Origin of the sequence: Chelatococcus asaccharovorans (assembly GCF_003201475.1) — a bacterium.
Classification (GTDB): domain Bacteria; phylum Pseudomonadota; class Alphaproteobacteria; order Rhizobiales; family Beijerinckiaceae; genus Chelatococcus; species Chelatococcus asaccharovorans.
In genome coordinates this window covers 228688-246040 of sequence record NZ_QJJK01000010.1, presented here as the reverse complement: position 1 = coordinate 246040, position 17353 = coordinate 228688, and the positions used below count along the sequence as shown (strand labels likewise).

Here is a 17353-nt window from a genome sequence, read left to right as displayed (position 1 = left end):
CCCGGATCCGCCATGACCGACATTTCGCTGGCCGCCCAGCATTTCGAGATCGCGTTTGCGGCAACGCGCACGCGACAGCGGCGTACGCAGGCGCTGGCCGTCGTCGCCTTCGCGCTGGCGGCACTGGCGGCGGCGCAGTTCAGCGGCTTTTTCGACGTCAACGAGATGTCGTTGCCGTCGGGCGAGCGCGTCGCCGGCTGGAAGCTCCTCATCGGCCTGCCACGGCTCGGCGACTATCTGGCAAAGACGGTGCCGATACTGCACTGGCGCACGCTCGGCGCTGACCTCGGCGAGTGGTTCTGGCGCTGGCCGACCTGGGCAAGGCTGCTCGGCGAGACGATCCTCATCGCCTATATGGCCACCCTGATCGGCGTCGTCGGCGGCTTTCTTCTGAGCTTTCTGGCGGCGCGCAATCTCGCACCGAACCGCATCGCCTATCATGTGGCACGACGCTTCCTGGAGGTGGTGCGCACCGTGCCCGACCTCGTCTGGGCACTGATCTTCGTGTTCTCCTTCGGCGTCGGCCCGCTCGCCGGCGTGCTCGCCATCGGCCTGCACACCACGGGGTCGCTCGGCAAGCTCTACGCCGAAGCCAACGAGAATGTCGATCTTCGCGCGGCGGAGGCGATCCGCGCCGTTGGCGGCACCTGGTTCGACGAGATCCGCTACGGCGTGGTGCCGCAGGTGATCCCGAACGTCATCAGCTACACATTGCTGCGCTTCGAGATCAACGTGCGGTCGTCGTCGGTCATCGGCTACGTCGGTGCCGGCGGGCTGGGTCAGGAAATCCGCACGGCCATCTCGATGCAGGAATACACCGATCTCTCGGCGCTGTTCGTCATCATACTTGTCACCGTCGTCGTCATCGACTCCGCCAGCGAAAAATTGCGCCACCGCATTATCGGCCTCACCGGCAAGGGAGGGCTCGGCTGATGTTGTTCGTTCCGACACGCCCGCCCATCGAGGGCATCATCGCCGAGATCGAGACGGCGCGTCGGCTGCCCCGGCGTCAACGCCTCGCGATCGCTACGACGGTGGGGATCCTCCTCGGTACGCTCACCTGGTGCCTCTATGCCTTCGATTTCAGCCCACAGCGGCTGTGGCATGGCCTCGGGCGGCTCGGCGACGTCGTAAGTTTCATGCTGCCGCCCTATATCTGGACGACATGGGACGAATGGCGCGGCGTGCTCGGCGGCCTCGGCGAGACCATCGCGATGGCGTTCATGGGAACGCTCATCGGCGCCATCGTCGCTTTCCCGCTCTCGTTCCTCGGTGCCCGCGTGATCGTTCCGATGCCGTGGCTGCGCCTCGCCAGCCGGCGCGGCTTCGACACGCTCCGGGCGGTCGAGACGATCATCCTGGCGCTGGTGTTCATCCGCGCCTTCGGCCTCGGCCCACTCGCCGGCGTGCTGGCCATCGCGGTGTCGGAGGTCGGCACGCTCGCCAAGGTCTATTCCGAGGCGATGGAGAATACCTCGGCGCGACCGGTCGAGGGCGTGCGAGCGGTTGGTGCCGGGCCGTTGCAGACCATCCGCTACGCTATTCTGCCACAGGCGCTGCCGGTGATGCTGTCGGCGGCGCTGTACCAGTTCGAGTCGAACGTGCGTTCCAGCACCATCCTCGGCATCGTCGGCGCCGGAGGCATCGGCTTTCTGCTCTCCGACCGGATACGCGCCTATCATTGGCAGGAGGCGTGGTCGATCATCTTTCTGATCGTCCTGGCCGTCTTTGCCATCGACACCGCCTCGGGCTGGCTCAGGATGCGGATCATCGATCCGCGCCCCGCAGCGACGCCTTAAGCCACGCCGGCGCTTTCGAGCTTGCTCCGCTCGACAATAGACGTGCCCATTCACCGGCTTGGATTGAATCGGCTGATTCAATCCAAGCCTGCTTTGCTTTAGAGCATTTTCGCGTTTCTCCGAATCGCGAAAATGCTCCATGTCTTTGTTTTAGCGCATTTTCTTCACGCGAACCGGTGTCCACTTCGCTCGAAAATGCTCTAGGAGACGCGGCGCCCGGCGCGCCACACCTGCTTCAGGCAGGGGTGGCCGTCGGCGAGGGCGACGTGCAGCAGATCGGCGCGCTTGCCCGGCGCGATCTCGCCGCGGTCATCAACCCCGGCAATTCCCGCCGGGGCCTTGGCGACCATGGCGACGGCGCGCGGCAAGTCGATGCCGAAACGCGGCTCCTCGGCGAGCGCGAAGGCGCAATCGAGCAGCGAGCGCGGCACGTAGTCGGACGCCAGGACATCCACCAGCCCCTCCGCCAGGAGGTCGGCGACGGCGACGTTGCCGGATTGCGAGCCGCCGCGCAGCAGGTTGGGCGCGCCGGCGACGATGGCCATGCCGGCGGCGCGGGCGGCACGCGCCGCCTCCAGCGTGCACGGGAATTCGGATACGGCGACGCCATCGGCCTTCGCGAGCTCGATATGCGCGACCTCGGTATCGTCATGGCTCATCAGCGGCAGCGCGCGCTGATGCGCGAGATCAACGACCCGGGGCCGGACGCGGGCGCCGATATCTCCGGCGTCCGCAATCGCTTGGTCCATCTCGGCGCGCAGTACGTCGGCCGACTTGCCGGTCTCCTTCTGCCGCCGGTCGATATAGGCGGTGAGATCGCGGCTCTGGCGCAGGCCGGGGACGTGCTCCATGACGGAGACGAGGCGGACCACGGGGCGATCGATGTTGGCGGCAGTCAGTTCGGGCGTCAGCGCGTCAGTGATCTCGCAGCGCAGATGGACGAGATGCTCCGCGCGCAGCATCCCCTTGGCCTGCGCCGCTTCGATCGCTTCGAGCATGGGCGCGAGGATCTCGCGCCGCTCCAAGGTGGCGGTGGCGCCGACGCACAGGCTGTCGAACACGGTGGTGATGCCGCCGCCGATGACTTGCGCGTCATGCGCCAGCAGCGCCCGCATGATGTTCCAGCGGACATGGGCGCGCGGGAAGACGTGCTTCTCGAAATGGTCCGTGTGAATGTCGACGAGCCCGGGCAAGAGATAATCGCCGCCAAGGTCGAGGCTGCCGGCCGGTGTCGGGCCGGTGCCGACGTCGAGGATGCGGTCGCCGGCGATGACGACGAAGCCATGGATCACGCGGTCGGCGAGTACGACGTGGGCATTGCCGAAGGATATGGCCACATCTGTGGCGGCAATGGGATGCGGGGGTAAGTTCACGTGGGGGAATCTCCGGATCACTGACGGCGCCGGCGCCGCGGCCGGCGACTATGACGTCTCCGGATGACGCTGCGATGTAAGCGCTCGCGGATTTGCCATCGGCGTCCCGGCGAGCCGTGGCTTGAGCGCGGAGCCGAACCTGCTCGGCGACGAACTCTGCGAATGTTTGGGGCTCTTTCTCAGATGGCATGGGGAGGTAACGCGGCGTGAGATCGAGCTGCGCGGCAAGGTCATCGACGGAGAGCCGCCGCAGCTGACTGAGCCGGCAAGCGGCCTCTTGATTTTAATTAGAACAATTATAAATTAGGCGGGCAGCTTCGACATCTGCACGATCGGGATGATACGACCATGACGACGATCACAGGCCCGGTGCCGCTTTGCCCCGCCAGCGCACAGCCCTGCACGTGCTTCCGTCCATTCGAGCGCTCCTGCCATGCAAGCGCGGCCGAGCAGGCCAGGCGCTCCTCTGGGTGGCTCGGCGACCGTATCCCGCGTGCGCTGACCCTCTTCGGTCATGACTTCGAGACCATCGAGGTCCTGCGTGTCGTGGTCGTCGCCGTCGCGGCGGCATTGGTCTGGTTCCAGGCGGTCCGTCCCGTGGCGGGCTTGGATCTCGTTGGCGTGGCGGCCCTGCTTTTCGGAGCCTGGCCCATCTTCCGCGAGGCGATCGCGAATATCAAAGAGCGGCGGATGACCATGGAATTGTCCATGTCGATCGCCATTGTGGCGGCCGCTGCGATCTCGGAATTCTTCACCGCGCTGGTGGTCACCTTTTTTGTGCTCGTTGCCGAGGAACTCGAACATCTGACGGTCGATCGCGGGCGCGCGGCGATCGCCGACCTCATCGACGTGATGCCGCATGAGGCGACCGTGCGCCGCGACGGCGTGATCGCGACCGTGCCGATCGATACGATTGCGGTCGGCGAGCACGTCCTGGTTGCGCCGGGCGAGAACATTCCGGTCGACGGTATGATCAGCTCCGGCCTGTCCTATGTCGATCAGGCCCACATAACCGGCGAGTCCATGCCGATCAAGCGCAGCGTGGGCGACACGGTCTTCGCCGGTTCGATCAACCAGTCGGGCGCACTCGATATCCAGGTCTCCCGTATCGGGCGCGACACCAGCTTCGGGCGCATCATCGACGCGATCGAGAACGCGGAGCAGTCCCGCGCGCCTGTCCAGCGCCTGGCGGATCAACTGGCCGGCTATCTCGTCTATTTCTCCTTCGCCGCCGCGGTCGTGACCTACCTGCTCACCGGCGACATTCGCGACACGATCTCCGTGATCATCGTCGCCGGCGCCTGCGGCGTCGCGGCGGGCACGCCTCTGGCCGTGCTGGGCGGCATCGGCCGCGCCGCGCGCAACGGCGCCATCATCAAGGGCGGCATGCATCTCGAGACGCTCGGCCGCATCGATACGATCGTGCTCGACAAGACCGGCACCCTGACCTTCGGCGAACCACGCGTCTTGGCGATCCATCCCGCGTCTGGCCGCAGCGAGGCGGATTTGCTCGGCCTGGCTGCCACCGCGGAGCTGCGCTCGGAGCATCCGCTCGCCAAGGCGATCGTCGCGGAGGCCCGCGCCCGCGGGATCGCGGTGGCCGAGCCTGACAGCTTCGTCTATACGCTCGGGCGGGGTGTTGCGGCGCAACGCGGCGATGACCGCATCCTGATCGGGAGCGTCAAGCTTCTTGAGGCGGAGGGGATCGACATTCCAGCCGTGCATGGCGGCGATGCCGTGTCCTCCGAGGTCTGCGTTGCCGTGAACGGGCATTACGCCGGGAGCTTCGCTGTGGCGGACGAGGTCAGGCCCGAAGCGGCAGCCGCGATCCGTGAATTGCATCGCTTGAAGATCCGCACCATCCTGCTCACGGGCGACAATGCGACCGTCGCGCAGAGCGTTGGTGCGGGCCTCGGAATCGATACGGTCGAGGCCGGCATGCTGCCGGAGCAGAAGCTCGCGCGCGTGCGGGCGCTGGTCGCGTCCGGCGCCAAGGTCGCCATGCTCGGTGACGGCATCAACGACGCGCCGGCCTTGACGGCGGCCAGCGTCGGGATCGCGATGGGCTCCGGCACCGACGTCGCCAAGGAAAGTGCGGACATCGTGCTGCTCGCCAACGACCTCGAGCGTCTCGTCGCGACGGTCCGGATCGCCCGGCGCACGCGCGGCGTGATCTGGCAGAATTTTTCCGGCACGATAACCGTCGATGCGCTCGGCATCGCGTTGGCCGCCTTCGGTTTCTTGAACCCGCTCCTGGCGGCCTTCATCCACGTTTCGTCGGAACTGATCTTCATTTCGAACTCGGCGCGCCTGCTCCCCGCCGCCGACGCGATGCGGTTACCGCGAAAGGCGCCATAGGGTCCATGCCGATCACAGGGTGGGAACCGAGACCGGTCGCCATCCTGCACGCCGTCGTGTCGAAGGAATCATGGACATCGGAGGCATCCGGGCGATGCCGACAGGCGCATCGGCCCGCCCCAAACTTTTCCTCTTCACCCCTTGACGCGGCGGGCCATGGCTGGCCATTGCTGCGATGCCGTCGAGAGGAGAGGAACCCATGCTCGAGCGTCTCATCGAGGACTGGGACGATGCCTATGCCAACGGTGCCAACATCGCCGGTGGCGATCGCTGGCCTGACATCTGGGTCGAGGCGGCGCAGGCCTTTCGCGACAAACTATCGGCTGAGGGTCGCGCCCGGCTGGACATCCCCTATGGCAGCGGGCCGCGTCACCGGCTCGATCTTTTCCTGCCCGAGACTGCGGCGCGAGGCCTTATGGTCTTTGTCCATGGCGGGTATTGGATGGAATCCGATCATCGCGCCTGGTCGCACCTTGCGGCCGGATCCGTGGACAGCGGCTATGCCGTCGCGATGCCGAGCTACACGCTGTGTCCCGGCATCCGCATTTCAGGCATCGTCGCGGAAATGGGGGCAGCCATCACCAGGGCCGCGGACCTGATCGACGGTCCGATCGCGCTCAGCGGACATTCCGCCGGGGGGCACCTCGCAAGCCGCATGGTCTCCGCGACGTCACCGCTTTCGGACGCGATCCTCGGCCGCCTCCGCACTGTGGTCTCGATCTCGGGACTGCACGATCTGCGTCCCCTGATGAAGACAGCCATGAACCAGACATTGCGCATCGATGAGCCGGAAGCGCTGGCGGAGAGCCCGGCCCTTTTGCGACCGCTGCCCGGTGCGCGCGTCATCTCTTGGGCCGGCGGGGCCGAACGCCAGGAGTTCCTCCGCCAGAGCGCGCTTCTGGCCAATATCTGGACCGGGCTTGGCGCGCGGACGACGGCGATCGTCGAGCCCGATCGCCATCATTTCAATATTGTGGACGGTCTCGCCGATCGCGAACATCCCCTGACGAAGACGCTTCTTGATTAAGAGAGCGCACCGGGGGGTGGTCTGACGGCAAGGCTCAGGACCAATAGATGTGCCCCACGGCGGGGCGAACCCACCAGTGAATACTGGATGGAATCTCGCCGTCATGCCGGGGCCTCGCGTCAGCGAGGAGCCCGGAATCCGAGGCGCCCGGAACCCGAAGAGCCCAGGAACCCACGAACACCACGCTTAACCGGGGAGGCACAGTCCGATGCGCCTTCTTCTTAGAGCATTTTCGAGCGAAGTGGACACCGGTTCGCGTGAAGAAAATGCTCTAGACCGCGTGTTCATGGATTGCCGGGCTCGGGCCTTTCGGCCCGCCCCGGAATGACACGGTGGTTCCGTATAAAATCAGCGTGCTCTGGGTACTGTCAGCTTGACGCATTCGGCAATCGACGTGCCGCGCGCATATTCGAAAGCTTGACAATTCCTCGCTCTTCCAATTATGCATATGCATTATTGGAGGGGCGGCTTTGAGAACCGACTTGGCGAGCGAACTGAATTTGGCGAGCGAACTCGTTGAGAAGCGGCGAGAACGCTACGCGGCGCTAAGTGACCGTGTCTGGGGCACGCCTGAGACCAATTTTCGAGAGACAGCCTCTGCCGGCGCGCATATCGACATGCTTCGCGAGGAGGGGTTCTCCATCGGCTTGCAGCTGGGCGGGCTGGATACCGCCGTGTCCGGCGCGTTCGGGACCAAAGGACCTGTCATCGCCATCTTGGGCGAGTTCGACGCCCTGCCTCAGTTGAGCCAGGAAGCAGGCTTGGCTGAATGCCGGCCGCTCGTTCAGGGTGCAAACGGTCATGGATGCGGTCACAATCTGCTCGGCGCCGGCGCGCTTATGGCCGCTGCTGCGGTGAAGGAATGGCTCTCGCTCTCGCATTCGCCCGGCCGCATTCGTTACATTGGCTGCCCTGCGGAGGAGGCGGGCAGTGCCAAATCCTTCATGGTACGAGAAGGTCTGTTCGATGACGTGGATGTCGCCATTTGCTGGCATCCCGGCGCTGTAAGCGGCCTTTTCGCGCCGACCTCGCTGGCTTGCATCAACGCGGATTTCCACTTTAAGGGACAAGCAGCTCATGCTGCTGCAAGTCCCCATCTGGGACGCAGCGCGCTCGATGCAGTCGAGTTGATGAATGTCGGGGCGAATTACTTGCGTGAACACGTCCCGCCGGGTGCCAAGTTTCACTATGCTATCGTCGACGCAGGCGGCATGGCGCCGAATACGATTCCAGCCAATGCGTGCGTGCGCTACATGATCCGGTCGCCGCGTCTCAACGATGTGTGGCCTCTGTTCGAGCGCATCAGCGACATAGCACGAGGTGCTGCTATGATGACCGGCACAAGCGTGGAAATCGTGCGCCTGGCCGGATGTGCCGAGCTGGTTGGCAATAGGGTCTTAGAGTTGCTTATGGGGCAAGTCTTGGAGAGGCTTGATCCTCCGACCTTCGATGAAGCGGACCAAACGTTTGCCCGTGCTATCCAAGCGACGCTTCAACCGAACCAAATCACAAACGCAATCGCGCGCCTACGCGAAGCGCCTCCCGATGGAATGGCGCTGTGGGGCGGTCTCATGGACCCTTCAGTGGAATCGGACCTGGCGATGACCTCAACGGACGTCGGAACCGTAAGTTGGGTCGTCCCAGTCGTCCAATGCCGCGCGGCGACTGCCGCGCTTGGGACGCTCGTCCATACGTGGCAGATGACCGCGCAGGGGAAGTCGCCAGCTGCGCACAAAGGAATGACTTTCGCCGCCAAGGCGATGGCCGAACTTGCCATTGCTCTGTTCCGCGATCCGGCGATCATCAAGGCGGCGAAGGTCGAACATGACGCGTTCCGCAAGTCGAATCCCTTCCGTAATCCTGTAGCGGGCGTGGATATCGATCTCGTTCGTCAGGTGGTTGGGTGAATTGCACTCGTGTCGTAGTGCGCTCGCAGACGTTGCTGACTGGCAGGGTAGCGCGTAATACTATACGAGAGGTAGCCAGTACTCACGTAGACCTGTCTTTCTATGCATAGCAGCGCCGCACCAGGCCTCACCTGCAATGCCTCAGCATGTGATTCACTGGCTTCCTCGGCGAAGATAGAGTTGTCGCCCGTCCTCCATGGCACGCGCAGGACCAGCCATTCGGACGGGGGCGTCTTATCGAAATCGATGTGTTCCGCATCCGGAATTGTATCAAGGTTGAATAGTCTTTCCTCCAAGCAGTAAATAACGTCATCCGCCCAATCGCGGGTAACGATACTGAGGACGCGCCCGCTCCGCATCCGCAGCTTAGCGCGATCGCCCGATGTTGTTCTGCGAACCACGCGAGAGAGTACTTCGTAACGGCGCTTCTGGTTACGAGCGCTAATCTCGGTGGCCGGATCAAGGGCCTGCAGGATGACAGATTGGGCCGGCGGGCGGCGGACAAAACTCCCCGCACGCTTGCGCCGCATGATCATCCCTTTTTGCTCGAGCAGCATCAGCGCCTTGGCAACTGTTGGCCTCGAACAATTATACTCGGCCGCAATCTCATGCTCCGTCGGGATGCGGAAACCAGTATGCCAGAGACCCGAAAGTATGCGGGTCTCGAAATCCTCGATGATCCGGAGATGAACAGCCAGGGCGCCACGGCTCGTAATCATTTTCAGGTTCCCGGGCAAATTAAGGCGGGTACTCGCCACTCAGTTCCTGCGGATCGATCATCAGCCAACGACAGCCAACTCCGGCGCAGTGACGTTGCAGCCTCACTGCGCGGCATAGGACATCTCCGGCCGATCGAAAACCCAAATTGCACTGTCATCCTCAGAAAATATTGTATGTGCATTATTGTAATGCATATGCATATTGACTCGATGGGCGTCTTCGGTCACGCTCATTTTGAGGGGTTCGTTTAGGAGGGGGAAATGGACTGGCGACAGGCGCGGCGCTCATTCTACTATCAGGATGCACCTGATCCAGTTGCTCCGCCGCTGAACCCGGCAACGACCGCGCTGCTCGTCGTCGATGTTCAGAACCATTTTCTGAAGCGTCCCGATCCGGCAACCCTCAATGAAAGCGAGCGTAAGCGCTACGACGCTTGGGAGCCTTTCCACGAGCGGATGCGCCAAACGGTCATTCCTAACATCTCGTCGCTCCTTGGGGAGATGAGAAAGCGCGGCGTAGAATGTATCCACGTGCGCATTGCCGCTCTCACACGGGACGGTCGTGACAGATCATTGAGCCAGAAGCTGCCTGGATTCAACAATCTGCTCCTGCCCTTTGACGAGCACGCCTCACAGATCGTCGCAGAACTGACGCCAGCTGAGGGTGAGATCGTTGTAACGAAGACGACCGAGAGTTGCCTCACGGGGACAAACTTGCGGTTGATGTTAAACAATATAGGCATCCGGACCGTAATTTGTGTCGGAATCCTTACTGATCAATGCCTCTCGTCAACAGTAAGATCGCTGTCCGACGAAAGCTTCCACGTCATTCTGGTGGAAGATTGTGCCGCAGCCGGCTCGCACGATCTCCACGAGCGCGAGCTTGAAATACTGAACATGATATACTGCAATGTCATGAGCAGTGCCGAGCTGGTTTTCCTCATGGACGAACAGGCGGCGATCCATGCATGAGAGCGGCGATCCTAAAGCGGCACGCGCGATCGATCCCGTCAAGCTCGACCGGTTGGCGCGCATGGCTCTCACCGTCGGCGTCGATCTGGCCGAAGGGCAGAACTTACTGATCATTGCTCCCCTGGCGACTTTGCCCATGGTGCGGTTGTTGGCGAGGCATGCCTATCAAATGGGTGCTGGCCTTGTAACTCCCATCTTAACCGATGAGGACATGGCCCTTATTCGGTGTCGACATGCGTCGGACCATAGCTTCGATCAAGCGCCATCCTGGCTCTATAAGGGTATGGCAGAAGCGCTCCGCGCGAATACGGCCCGCATCGTCGTGATGGGAAGCAACCCGACGCTGCTCGCAGGGCAGAACTCAGACGGAATCTCACGGCTCAACAAGGCTGAGTGGAAGGCACATCGCCCGGTCTTGCAGATGACCGCCGGGTTTGGGATCAACTGGGGCAAAGTCGCCTACCCAACACCAGCTTGGGCGGCCGCGGTGTTTCCCGATGTTGATGCGGCAGAGGCCATCAGCAAGCTTTCAGACGCGATATTTGCGGCGAGCCGCGTCAACGTCGACGATCCGGTTGCTGAATGGCGAAACCATAACGCGAATCTCCATGCCAGGGCCGACTGGCTGAACGGCAAGCGCTTCGCCTCACTTCGATTTCGCGGACCGGCGACTGACCTGACCGTTGGTCTCGCCGATGATCACCGTTGGAAGGGGGGCTCATCCGCGACCGCAAACGGCAGGACAATTACACCCAACATTCCAACTGAAGAGGTGTTCACGGCGCCGCATTGTGAACGGGTGTCGGGCCATGCACGCATGACAAAGCCGCTCGCGATCGGGGGCACTCTCATCGAGGGGATTGAGGTGCGGTTCGAGGCAGGTCGGCTCGTTGACGTACGGGCATCGCGCGGCGCGGACATCTTGAGGCGTATGGTCGATACCGATGAGGGGGCGAAGCGCCTTGGCGAGGTCGCGCTCGTGCCCGATAGCACGCCGATATCGCGCTCGGATTTGCTCTACTATGTCACAACATTCGACGAGAATGCTGCGTCCCATATTGCTTTCGGTCAATGTTATGCCGACTGTTTTCGCGACGGCATCACGCGCAGCCCGGAGGAGGTCGCAGCGCGTGGTGGCAATTCGAGCCTGATACATGTCGATTGCATGATCGGTTCGGGTGAGATCGATGTCGATGGCATTCATGCCGACGGCGCCGTAGAGCCGGTCATGCGTCAAGGTGAATGGACTTGAGGGCGAAGCAATAGAAATGCTTCGCCCTCAGTATAACGCGAAAACGATGAAATAATCCGGAGGCCGGGATAATGAACCTGTTCAAAACTGCCGGAATTGGAACCACCGCGCTATCGCTTCTGACATACATGGCTTTCGCGACACCAGTTGTCTGCGCCGAATTGAGGACCAACCTGCCGGCTGACCCGGCAACGATCGATCCGATAGTCGCCTCGGAACTGATAGCTGGCGACGTGATTCGCAATATATATGAATCATTTACGGCAATTGATAGTCATGGAAATGTCATACCGTCACTAGCAGAGAGTTGGGAGGCTCTCGATGGCGGCCGGGGATTTCGCATACATCTAAGGAAAGGCGTCAAATTTCACAGCGGACGCGTTTTTACGGCCAAGGACGTGAAGTTCAGCTTGGAGCAACTCCTGCTTCCGACGAGCAAAGCAGGACTGAATTCGCCTCATGCCAGCGCTATTGTTGGAGCAGACGAGGTCAAGAGTGGCGCGACGACCGAGCTCAAGGGCGTGAAGATCGTTGACGATTATACGGTCGAAATCGCGCTTAAATCGGTCAATCCTCTGTTCCCGCTCTATCCAATCTACATGATGGATAGCGGCGTGATCGCGGAGGCCGGTGCCAACTGGGCGACGAAAATCTCTGCCGGTACCGGGCCGTTCAAGTTCGGGGGCTGGTCGCGCGGTCAGCAAGTCCAGCTTGAAGCGCATAAGGACTATTGGCGCGGCGCACCAAAGATCGACGGCGTTCGCTTCATGATTGTGCCGGACTCTAACACGGCGATGTCGATGTACGAAACCGGCGGTCTTGATCTCTTGCGCGTGCCTGCAGATTTGGTCCGGCGGGTCATCGGCGACGCCGCGATGAAGGGTCAGCTTGTCACGAGCCCGGAGGCGCGCGTTCGCTATCTCGCGATGAACGCAGAGCTCTACAAGCCCTTTGAGGACAAGCGTGTGCGCGAGGCGTTCTGCATCAGCCTCGATCAGGCCGAGATGATCGAAGGCCTGTATTATGGGGCGGCTCTTCCGTTTTATGGGGCGGTCCCGCCGGGAATTGGAGGGTATAATTCCAATCTGAAGCCGATAAACGTCGATCCGAAGCGTGCCAGGGCGCTGCTTGCCGAGGCTGGATACGCTGGCGGCGCCGGCATGCCACCGCTGAATTTTTCGAACCTCGAGCCTAACAAGACGGAATCGCTATACATCACTTCGAAAATCAAGGAAGCGCTCGGCGTGAATGTCGGGGTTGAGATACTCGAGCGCGGTACCATGCTCAAGTCGATGAACTCCCGGCAGCTCCCTTATTATTATTGGGGATGGAGCCTGGATTATCCAGATGGCCTCAATTTTCTAGAAGCGCTTTGGTATGGGCCGAGTCCGTATAATCGGGGCTGGAAGAACGCAGAATACGATGCGCGGATCGCCGAAGCCAAGGCCATCGCCGATAACGATGCGCGATACAAAGTCTATAATCAAGCGGAGAAAATTCTGCTCGACGAATGGGGCATGTGCCCCCTGCCGCTGCAGCTTCAGGTCGTTCTGGTGAAGCCCGGCGTGAAGGGTGTCAAGCTGACGTCTTCTCGCCTCGAGCCATTTTGGGATGTCTCGATCAAGCCGTAGAATCCTGACCTGTGAGCTGAAAATACGATGTTACGCTATATATTAAGACGTTTGTGGAGCCTGCTCCTCGTCTGGGCGGTAACAGTTACGGTAACGTTCTTCGCCATGCGGATGGTGCCGGGCGACCCTATTACCGTTATGCTCAGCGACCAGTCCGGTAACGTAGATCTTGCGGAAAGGTTACGAGCGCAATATGGTCTTGATCGGCCGCTTCTGTACCAGTTGTTTGACTATCTCGCCGGCATAGCGTCTGGAACATTCGGACTTTCCTATCGCTTCGTCGGCTATAGTGTTATCAATGTTATCGCAGGTGGTCTTGCAATCACGCCAATTCTCGCGCTTGTAAGCTTTCTTGTAGCGTTGCCGATCGGTGTGGTTCTCGGCGTATCTGCCGCGGTGCGGGCAGGCGGTTGGCTTGACGCTGTCATCACGATCGCGCTGGTTGCGAGCATCTCGATACCGAGCTTCGCGCTGGCTGCTGTGCTGGTGTGGGTATTCTCAATAAAGCTCGAATTGCTGCCTGTTGCGGGCTGGGGCAGTGTTGAGCAAGCGATCCTCCCGATCATCGTGCTGGTGGTTGCGCCGACCGCCGTCATCGCCCGTCTGGCTCGCACCTATATGCTTGAAGTCCTTGATTGCGACTATGTACGTACGGCCCGGGCCAAGGGCGTGCGCGAGTCTCTCGTCATCTATCGGCACGCCATGCGCAATACGCTGGTGCCGTTGCTCACGTCCGTTGGTATCATTTTTGGCGCGTTACTGTCAGGCGCGTTTATCGTTGAGACGGTTTTCAATATTCCAGGTCTCGGTCGGATAGCCGTGGAATCAATATTGGCGCGCGACTATCCAGTAACGATGACAATAGTTCTTCTATTCACTGCGTTCTACACGCTGATCAATTTCGCTGTTGATCTGCTTTACGGTATAGTCGATCCACGCGTACGCTTGACTGGAGATGCGTCGTGAGTGCGCCTACGCTATCGCCGTCTTTACGGGTGCGATCAGAGTTCCTTGCGCGCTTCATGGGCACACCGAAAGCGATGATTGGGTGCGCGATTGTAGGAACGATGGTGCTTATCGCCATCTTTGCACCTTGGCTGGCGCCGACGGATCCGACGAAGATCAATGTTCTTCATAATTGGCGACCTCCGAGCAGTACCAATTTGCTCGGAACTGACGAGCTAGGCCGAGATGTTCTGAGCCGATTGATTGCTGCTGCACGTATTTCCATGCTGATAGCCATTTCCGTTCTGGCCATCATCATGTCGATTGGCGTCACCTCCGGTGTATGCGCCGGCTGGGTCCGCGGCAGGATCGACGGACTGGTCATGCGCGTGGTCGACGTTACCTTCGCGTTTCCAGAGGTCATCATTGCTATTCTCGTTGCGTCCATTCTTGGGCCAGGTGTCCTGACCACGATCGTGACGCTCTCGCTCGTGTGGTGGCCGGGCATCGCCCGCCTTGCCCGTTCGCTTGTGCTTTCAGTCCGCAACGAGCTCTATATCGAAGCGGCGATCTCCTGCGCCACGCCGATATGGCGTATCATGCTATGGCATGTTCTGCCCAACATCTTCCCGCAATTGCTGGTGCGCGCGTCACTGAGCGTTGGCATGATTATCATGGCGGAGGCGGGCTTGAGCTTCCTCGGAATTGGTGTTGTGGAGCCGAATCCGACGTGGGGCGGCATGATCCGCGAGGGACTGCCAAATCTCCGCACGGATCCGCACCTGGCGCTCTCCGCCAGCGCCGCGCTGATGATCACGATGATCGGCTTCAATCTACTCGGTGATGGCTTGCGTGACGTGTTCGATCCAAAAGTGCGGCGGTGATGAGCGGCGCGTTCAGCCGACACGGACGTCTCAAGGCGGATCTCGCAGGGTGGTCCGTCACTATCCCGACTGCTTTTCCGAAGTACAACGACCGTAATGCAGACATAGGAGAGCAAATTGACTAAGAAGGGTGTTTGGCTTGAAGATTTGACTTGGCCGGAGGCGAAGGCCTGGTTTGATCGTGATGCAGTCGTCATCATACCCATTGGGGCTGCCTCGAAGGAGCATGGCCATGCGCTGCCGCTATGCACAGACTATATACTGGCCAGGGACATTACCGATCGCGTGCTTCAGGAAATCCCGGTTGTCGCCGCACCGGTCGTCAACATCGCCTATTTTCCAGCCTTCCGGCGCTTTCCCGGAAGTCAACATATCTCACCGGCGACGTTCGCGGCGTTGCTCGACGAAATTCTTTCAGGATTCTATGATCATGGCGTAAGAAATATGTTGATATATAACACCGGGGTTTCGACAGAAGGGACTGTTGAGAACACGGTTCGTGAGTTCTACGCGCGAACCTCTGTTCGAGTTGGTGTTGCTCACATCCTTTCTTTGGGACTCAGCGCCCACAGTTTGCTCAAGCAGAAACTCGGTGGGCATGCATGCGAGCTTGAGACGTCGATGATCCTGGAGTTGGATGAGAAGCGTGTCTACATGGACAAGCTTGTGACCGACTACGGCAATATGCTCGATCAGCCAAAAAGCGCGTTCTATTTCCCCGCCATTTTCGGCCGCGATCCGAACAGTGGCAGAGATTACACTGCAACGGGTGTTCGTGGCGATGCGACGCTGGCCAGCAAGGAGAAGGGAACTGCGATCGTATCGGCGATCGTGGATGATATCGTCAACGGGATAAAGGCGCACTACCCGGACGCCCTTGCGAAATCGTCATGAGAAAGACCCGATCATGGGGAGCGATCTTCCATTCATCAACTTGGCTGACGACGGCATTGTGCCCACGCCCAGGGAGATGGCGCGACGGCTCGCTGATTTGACCGCGGATGGCGATATCGCCGCAGATTACTATGGCGACGGTGGTCCGGTCGAGGCGCTTGAGAGGGCGGTTGCCACCGTTTTCGCCAAGGAACGGGCGGTGATGGTGCCAACGGGCACGATGGCAAACAGGCTTGCGCTGCAACTCATGGCCCGCGGCCCAGGTCCGCGGGTCATTGTCCATCGCGATAGCCATGTGTTCAATGATGCAGGCGACAGCGCCACGGCATCTGGTATTACCTTAGTGCCGGTTGCGGGGAGGGGAGCCGGGTTTGATCCTGAACAGGTCTTGGCCGAAATAGCCCGAGCAGCCAGCGCTCGCGTCAAGGCGACGATCGGCGGGATTGTTATCGAGACTCCGAGCCGCCGACTGCACAACCGCATCTTCGACCAGGCGGCACGCGATGGCGTCGTGGCTGTCGCCAACACGCACGGAATTCCGTTGCTGCTGGATGGCGCGCGCGTCTTCATCGAGTCGGCATGGACGGGACGCTCGCCAAGCGAAATCGCGAAGCCGTTCGACTTCGTTTATTTGTCGCTTTACAAATACCTCACTGCGCCCTTCGGCGCAGTGCTCGCGGGGCCGGCGGCCGCCTTGGACGGCCTTTTCCACGAACGTCGCCGACAAGGCGGCGGCCTCTATCAGATGTGGCCCGCCGCGCTGCTGGCACTCGATTCACTGCCCTCCCAGACTGACTTGTGGCGCCAGACCAGGCTGGCATCAGACGCGGTTCTGGCGGCGCTCCGGGCAGGCGGGGCCGAGGTGAATATCTATCCTGACGGGTCAAACTGCGCGACCCTTTCGATCGTACGCGAGGCGGCACTATTTGGAGACACCGGTGAAAGTGCACGGTCCGCGCGACTGAAGTTCGCATCACCTTCATCTGGAAGTTTGGCGATCAAGGCCAATGCAAGTTGGCTGTTGGCTTCACCCGACGATGTGGCAAATCGGATCCTCTCCGCGCTTAGACTGTGATGGGCGTCGCGTATGTCATTGCGCGTGCGTCCGACGACATCGGAAGTAATGCAATGAAGACCGTAAAACACCGTCGTGGCTGTTCGACGCGAAAGATTCGGCCCTGAGCTTCGCGGCCGGGGATTGGGCGACGGTTGAGGATGCGCACGGGGAACATATTGGGAGTCACCGCCGCCGACCGTGCTCGGCTTCGGGCCCTCATTGCCGCCCCGGCCTCTCTTTGCCGTTGCATGAGCTTTTTCATCCTAGGACCAATCGACATTCAGCGCTTTCAGCTGTCATGGCCGGGCTTATCATTGAAGTCGGGCTTGCCCGACTTCAACTTGTTCAACGCGGAACTCGGCTACAGCCGAGTTCCTGACCAAAAGCCGAAATTCGGATAAATCCGATTTCGGGGACAAGCCCGGTGATGACAATGTAACTCTTGCGGCAATTCTCGAATGTCGATTGAGCCTAGAGCATTTTTGAGCGAAGTGAACACCGGTTCGCGTGAAGAAAATGCGTAGAAACAAAGACC

14 protein-coding genes are annotated in these 17353 nt (G+C 60.8%); 12 read left to right on the top strand and 2 right to left on the bottom strand.

What is annotated here, in order from left to right:
- Window positions 1–12 precede the first annotated feature (12 nt).
- Together phnE (C7450_RS23385) and phnE (C7450_RS23380) are read left to right on the top strand one after the other, a co-directional pair.
- On the top strand, window positions 13–933 hold the full coding sequence (gene phnE / locus C7450_RS23385) for a phosphonate ABC transporter, permease protein PhnE (protein ID WP_110376872.1): 921 nt from the start codon (window positions 13–15) through the stop codon (window positions 931–933).
- Entirely contained in the window at window positions 933–1799 is an 867-nt protein-coding gene (gene phnE / locus C7450_RS23380; protein ID WP_110376871.1) for a phosphonate ABC transporter, permease protein PhnE, read from the top strand. Before phnE (C7450_RS23385) ends, phnE (C7450_RS23380) begins: the two co-directional genes overlap by 1 nt.
- 200 nt (window positions 1800–1999) lie before the next feature.
- On the opposite strand, the gene C7450_RS23370 is transcribed toward phnE (C7450_RS23380), so the two are convergent.
- Window positions 2000–3172: an alpha-D-ribose 1-methylphosphonate 5-triphosphate diphosphatase gene (locus C7450_RS23370; protein WP_210206513.1), complete on the bottom strand. Its 1173-nt coding sequence runs from the start codon at window positions 3170–3172 to the stop codon at window positions 2000–2002.
- Window positions 3173–3520: 348 nt separating this feature from the next.
- Between C7450_RS23370 and C7450_RS23360 the strand changes: the two genes are divergently transcribed.
- From C7450_RS23360 to C7450_RS23350, 3 genes are all read left to right on the top strand, one after another.
- Window positions 3521–5530 (top strand): heavy metal translocating P-type ATPase, encoded by a 2010-nt coding sequence (locus tag C7450_RS23360; protein ID WP_110376868.1) that lies wholly within the window; start codon window positions 3521–3523, stop codon window positions 5528–5530.
- Between the two features lie 199 nt (window positions 5531–5729).
- Window positions 5730–6557: an alpha/beta hydrolase gene (locus C7450_RS23355; RefSeq protein WP_110376867.1), complete on the top strand. Its 828-nt coding sequence runs from the start codon at window positions 5730–5732 to the stop codon at window positions 6555–6557.
- Window positions 6558–7039: 482 nt separating this feature from the next.
- Window positions 7040–8464, top strand: a complete 1425-nt coding sequence (locus C7450_RS23350; protein ID WP_245450070.1) for an amidohydrolase — start codon at window positions 7040–7042, stop codon at window positions 8462–8464.
- Here the strand turns inward: C7450_RS23350 and C7450_RS23345 are convergent.
- Entirely contained in the window at window positions 8449–9183 is a 735-nt protein-coding gene (locus C7450_RS23345) for a UTRA domain-containing protein (protein ID WP_110376866.1), read from the bottom strand. The genes C7450_RS23350 and C7450_RS23345 overlap by 16 nt on opposite strands.
- Window positions 9184–9444: 261 nt before the next feature.
- Here C7450_RS23345 and C7450_RS23340 point away from each other — a divergent pair, with 261 nt between their 5' ends.
- From C7450_RS23340 to C7450_RS23310, 7 genes are all read left to right on the top strand, one after another.
- Entirely contained in the window at window positions 9445–10155 is a 711-nt protein-coding gene (locus C7450_RS23340) for a cysteine hydrolase family protein (protein ID WP_110376865.1), read from the top strand.
- Complete coding sequence (locus tag C7450_RS23335) at window positions 10148–11407, top strand: aminopeptidase (RefSeq protein WP_110376864.1); 1260 nt, start codon at window positions 10148–10150, stop codon at window positions 11405–11407. Before C7450_RS23340 ends, C7450_RS23335 begins: the two co-directional genes overlap by 8 nt.
- Window positions 11408–11478: 71 nt before the next feature.
- Window positions 11479–13038 carry an ABC transporter substrate-binding protein gene (locus C7450_RS23330; protein ID WP_110376863.1) on the top strand — a complete coding sequence of 520 codons (1560 nt, stop codon included), beginning with the start codon at window positions 11479–11481 and terminating at the stop codon, window positions 13036–13038.
- A 27-nt stretch (window positions 13039–13065) separates the two neighbouring features.
- Window positions 13066–14004 (top strand): ABC transporter permease, encoded by a 939-nt coding sequence (locus tag C7450_RS23325; RefSeq protein WP_110376862.1) that lies wholly within the window; start codon window positions 13066–13068, stop codon window positions 14002–14004.
- Window positions 14001–14867, top strand: a complete 867-nt coding sequence (locus C7450_RS23320; protein ID WP_170147387.1) for an ABC transporter permease — start codon at window positions 14001–14003, stop codon at window positions 14865–14867. Before C7450_RS23325 ends, C7450_RS23320 begins: the two co-directional genes overlap by 4 nt.
- A gap of 117 nt (window positions 14868–14984) precedes the next feature.
- Entirely contained in the window at window positions 14985–15761 is a 777-nt protein-coding gene (locus C7450_RS23315; RefSeq protein WP_110376860.1) for a creatininase family protein, read from the top strand.
- Between the two features lie 13 nt (window positions 15762–15774).
- Window positions 15775–16836: a threonine aldolase family protein gene (locus tag C7450_RS23310; protein WP_110376859.1), complete on the top strand. Its 1062-nt coding sequence runs from the start codon at window positions 15775–15777 to the stop codon at window positions 16834–16836.
- Window positions 16837–17353: the final 517 nt, after the last annotated feature.

Bases quoted from the DNA above. Each gene is read 5' to 3' on its own strand.
- C7450_RS23335 (WP_110376864.1), top strand. From the start codon at position 10,148: ATGCATGAGAGCGGCGATCCTAAAGCGGCACGCGCGATCGATCCCGTC.
- C7450_RS23340 (WP_110376865.1), top strand. From the start codon at position 9,445: ATGGACTGGCGACAGGCGCGGCGCTCATTCTACTATCAGGATGCACCT.
- phnE (WP_110376871.1), top strand. From the start codon at position 933: ATGTTGTTCGTTCCGACACGCCCGCCCATCGAGGGCATCATCGCCGAG.
- C7450_RS23310 (WP_110376859.1), top strand. From the start codon at position 15,775: ATGGGGAGCGATCTTCCATTCATCAACTTGGCTGACGACGGCATTGTG.
- C7450_RS23345 (WP_110376866.1), bottom strand. From the start codon at position 9,183: ATGATTACGAGCCGTGGCGCCCTGGCTGTTCATCTCCGGATCATCGAG.
- C7450_RS23360 (WP_110376868.1), top strand. From the start codon at position 3,521: ATGACGACGATCACAGGCCCGGTGCCGCTTTGCCCCGCCAGCGCACAG.
- C7450_RS23330 (WP_110376863.1), top strand. From the start codon at position 11,479: ATGAACCTGTTCAAAACTGCCGGAATTGGAACCACCGCGCTATCGCTT.
- phnE (WP_110376872.1), top strand. From the start codon at position 13: ATGACCGACATTTCGCTGGCCGCCCAGCATTTCGAGATCGCGTTTGCG.
- C7450_RS23325 (WP_110376862.1), top strand. From the start codon at position 13,066: ATGTTACGCTATATATTAAGACGTTTGTGGAGCCTGCTCCTCGTCTGG.
- C7450_RS23355 (WP_110376867.1), top strand. From the start codon at position 5,730: ATGCTCGAGCGTCTCATCGAGGACTGGGACGATGCCTATGCCAACGGT.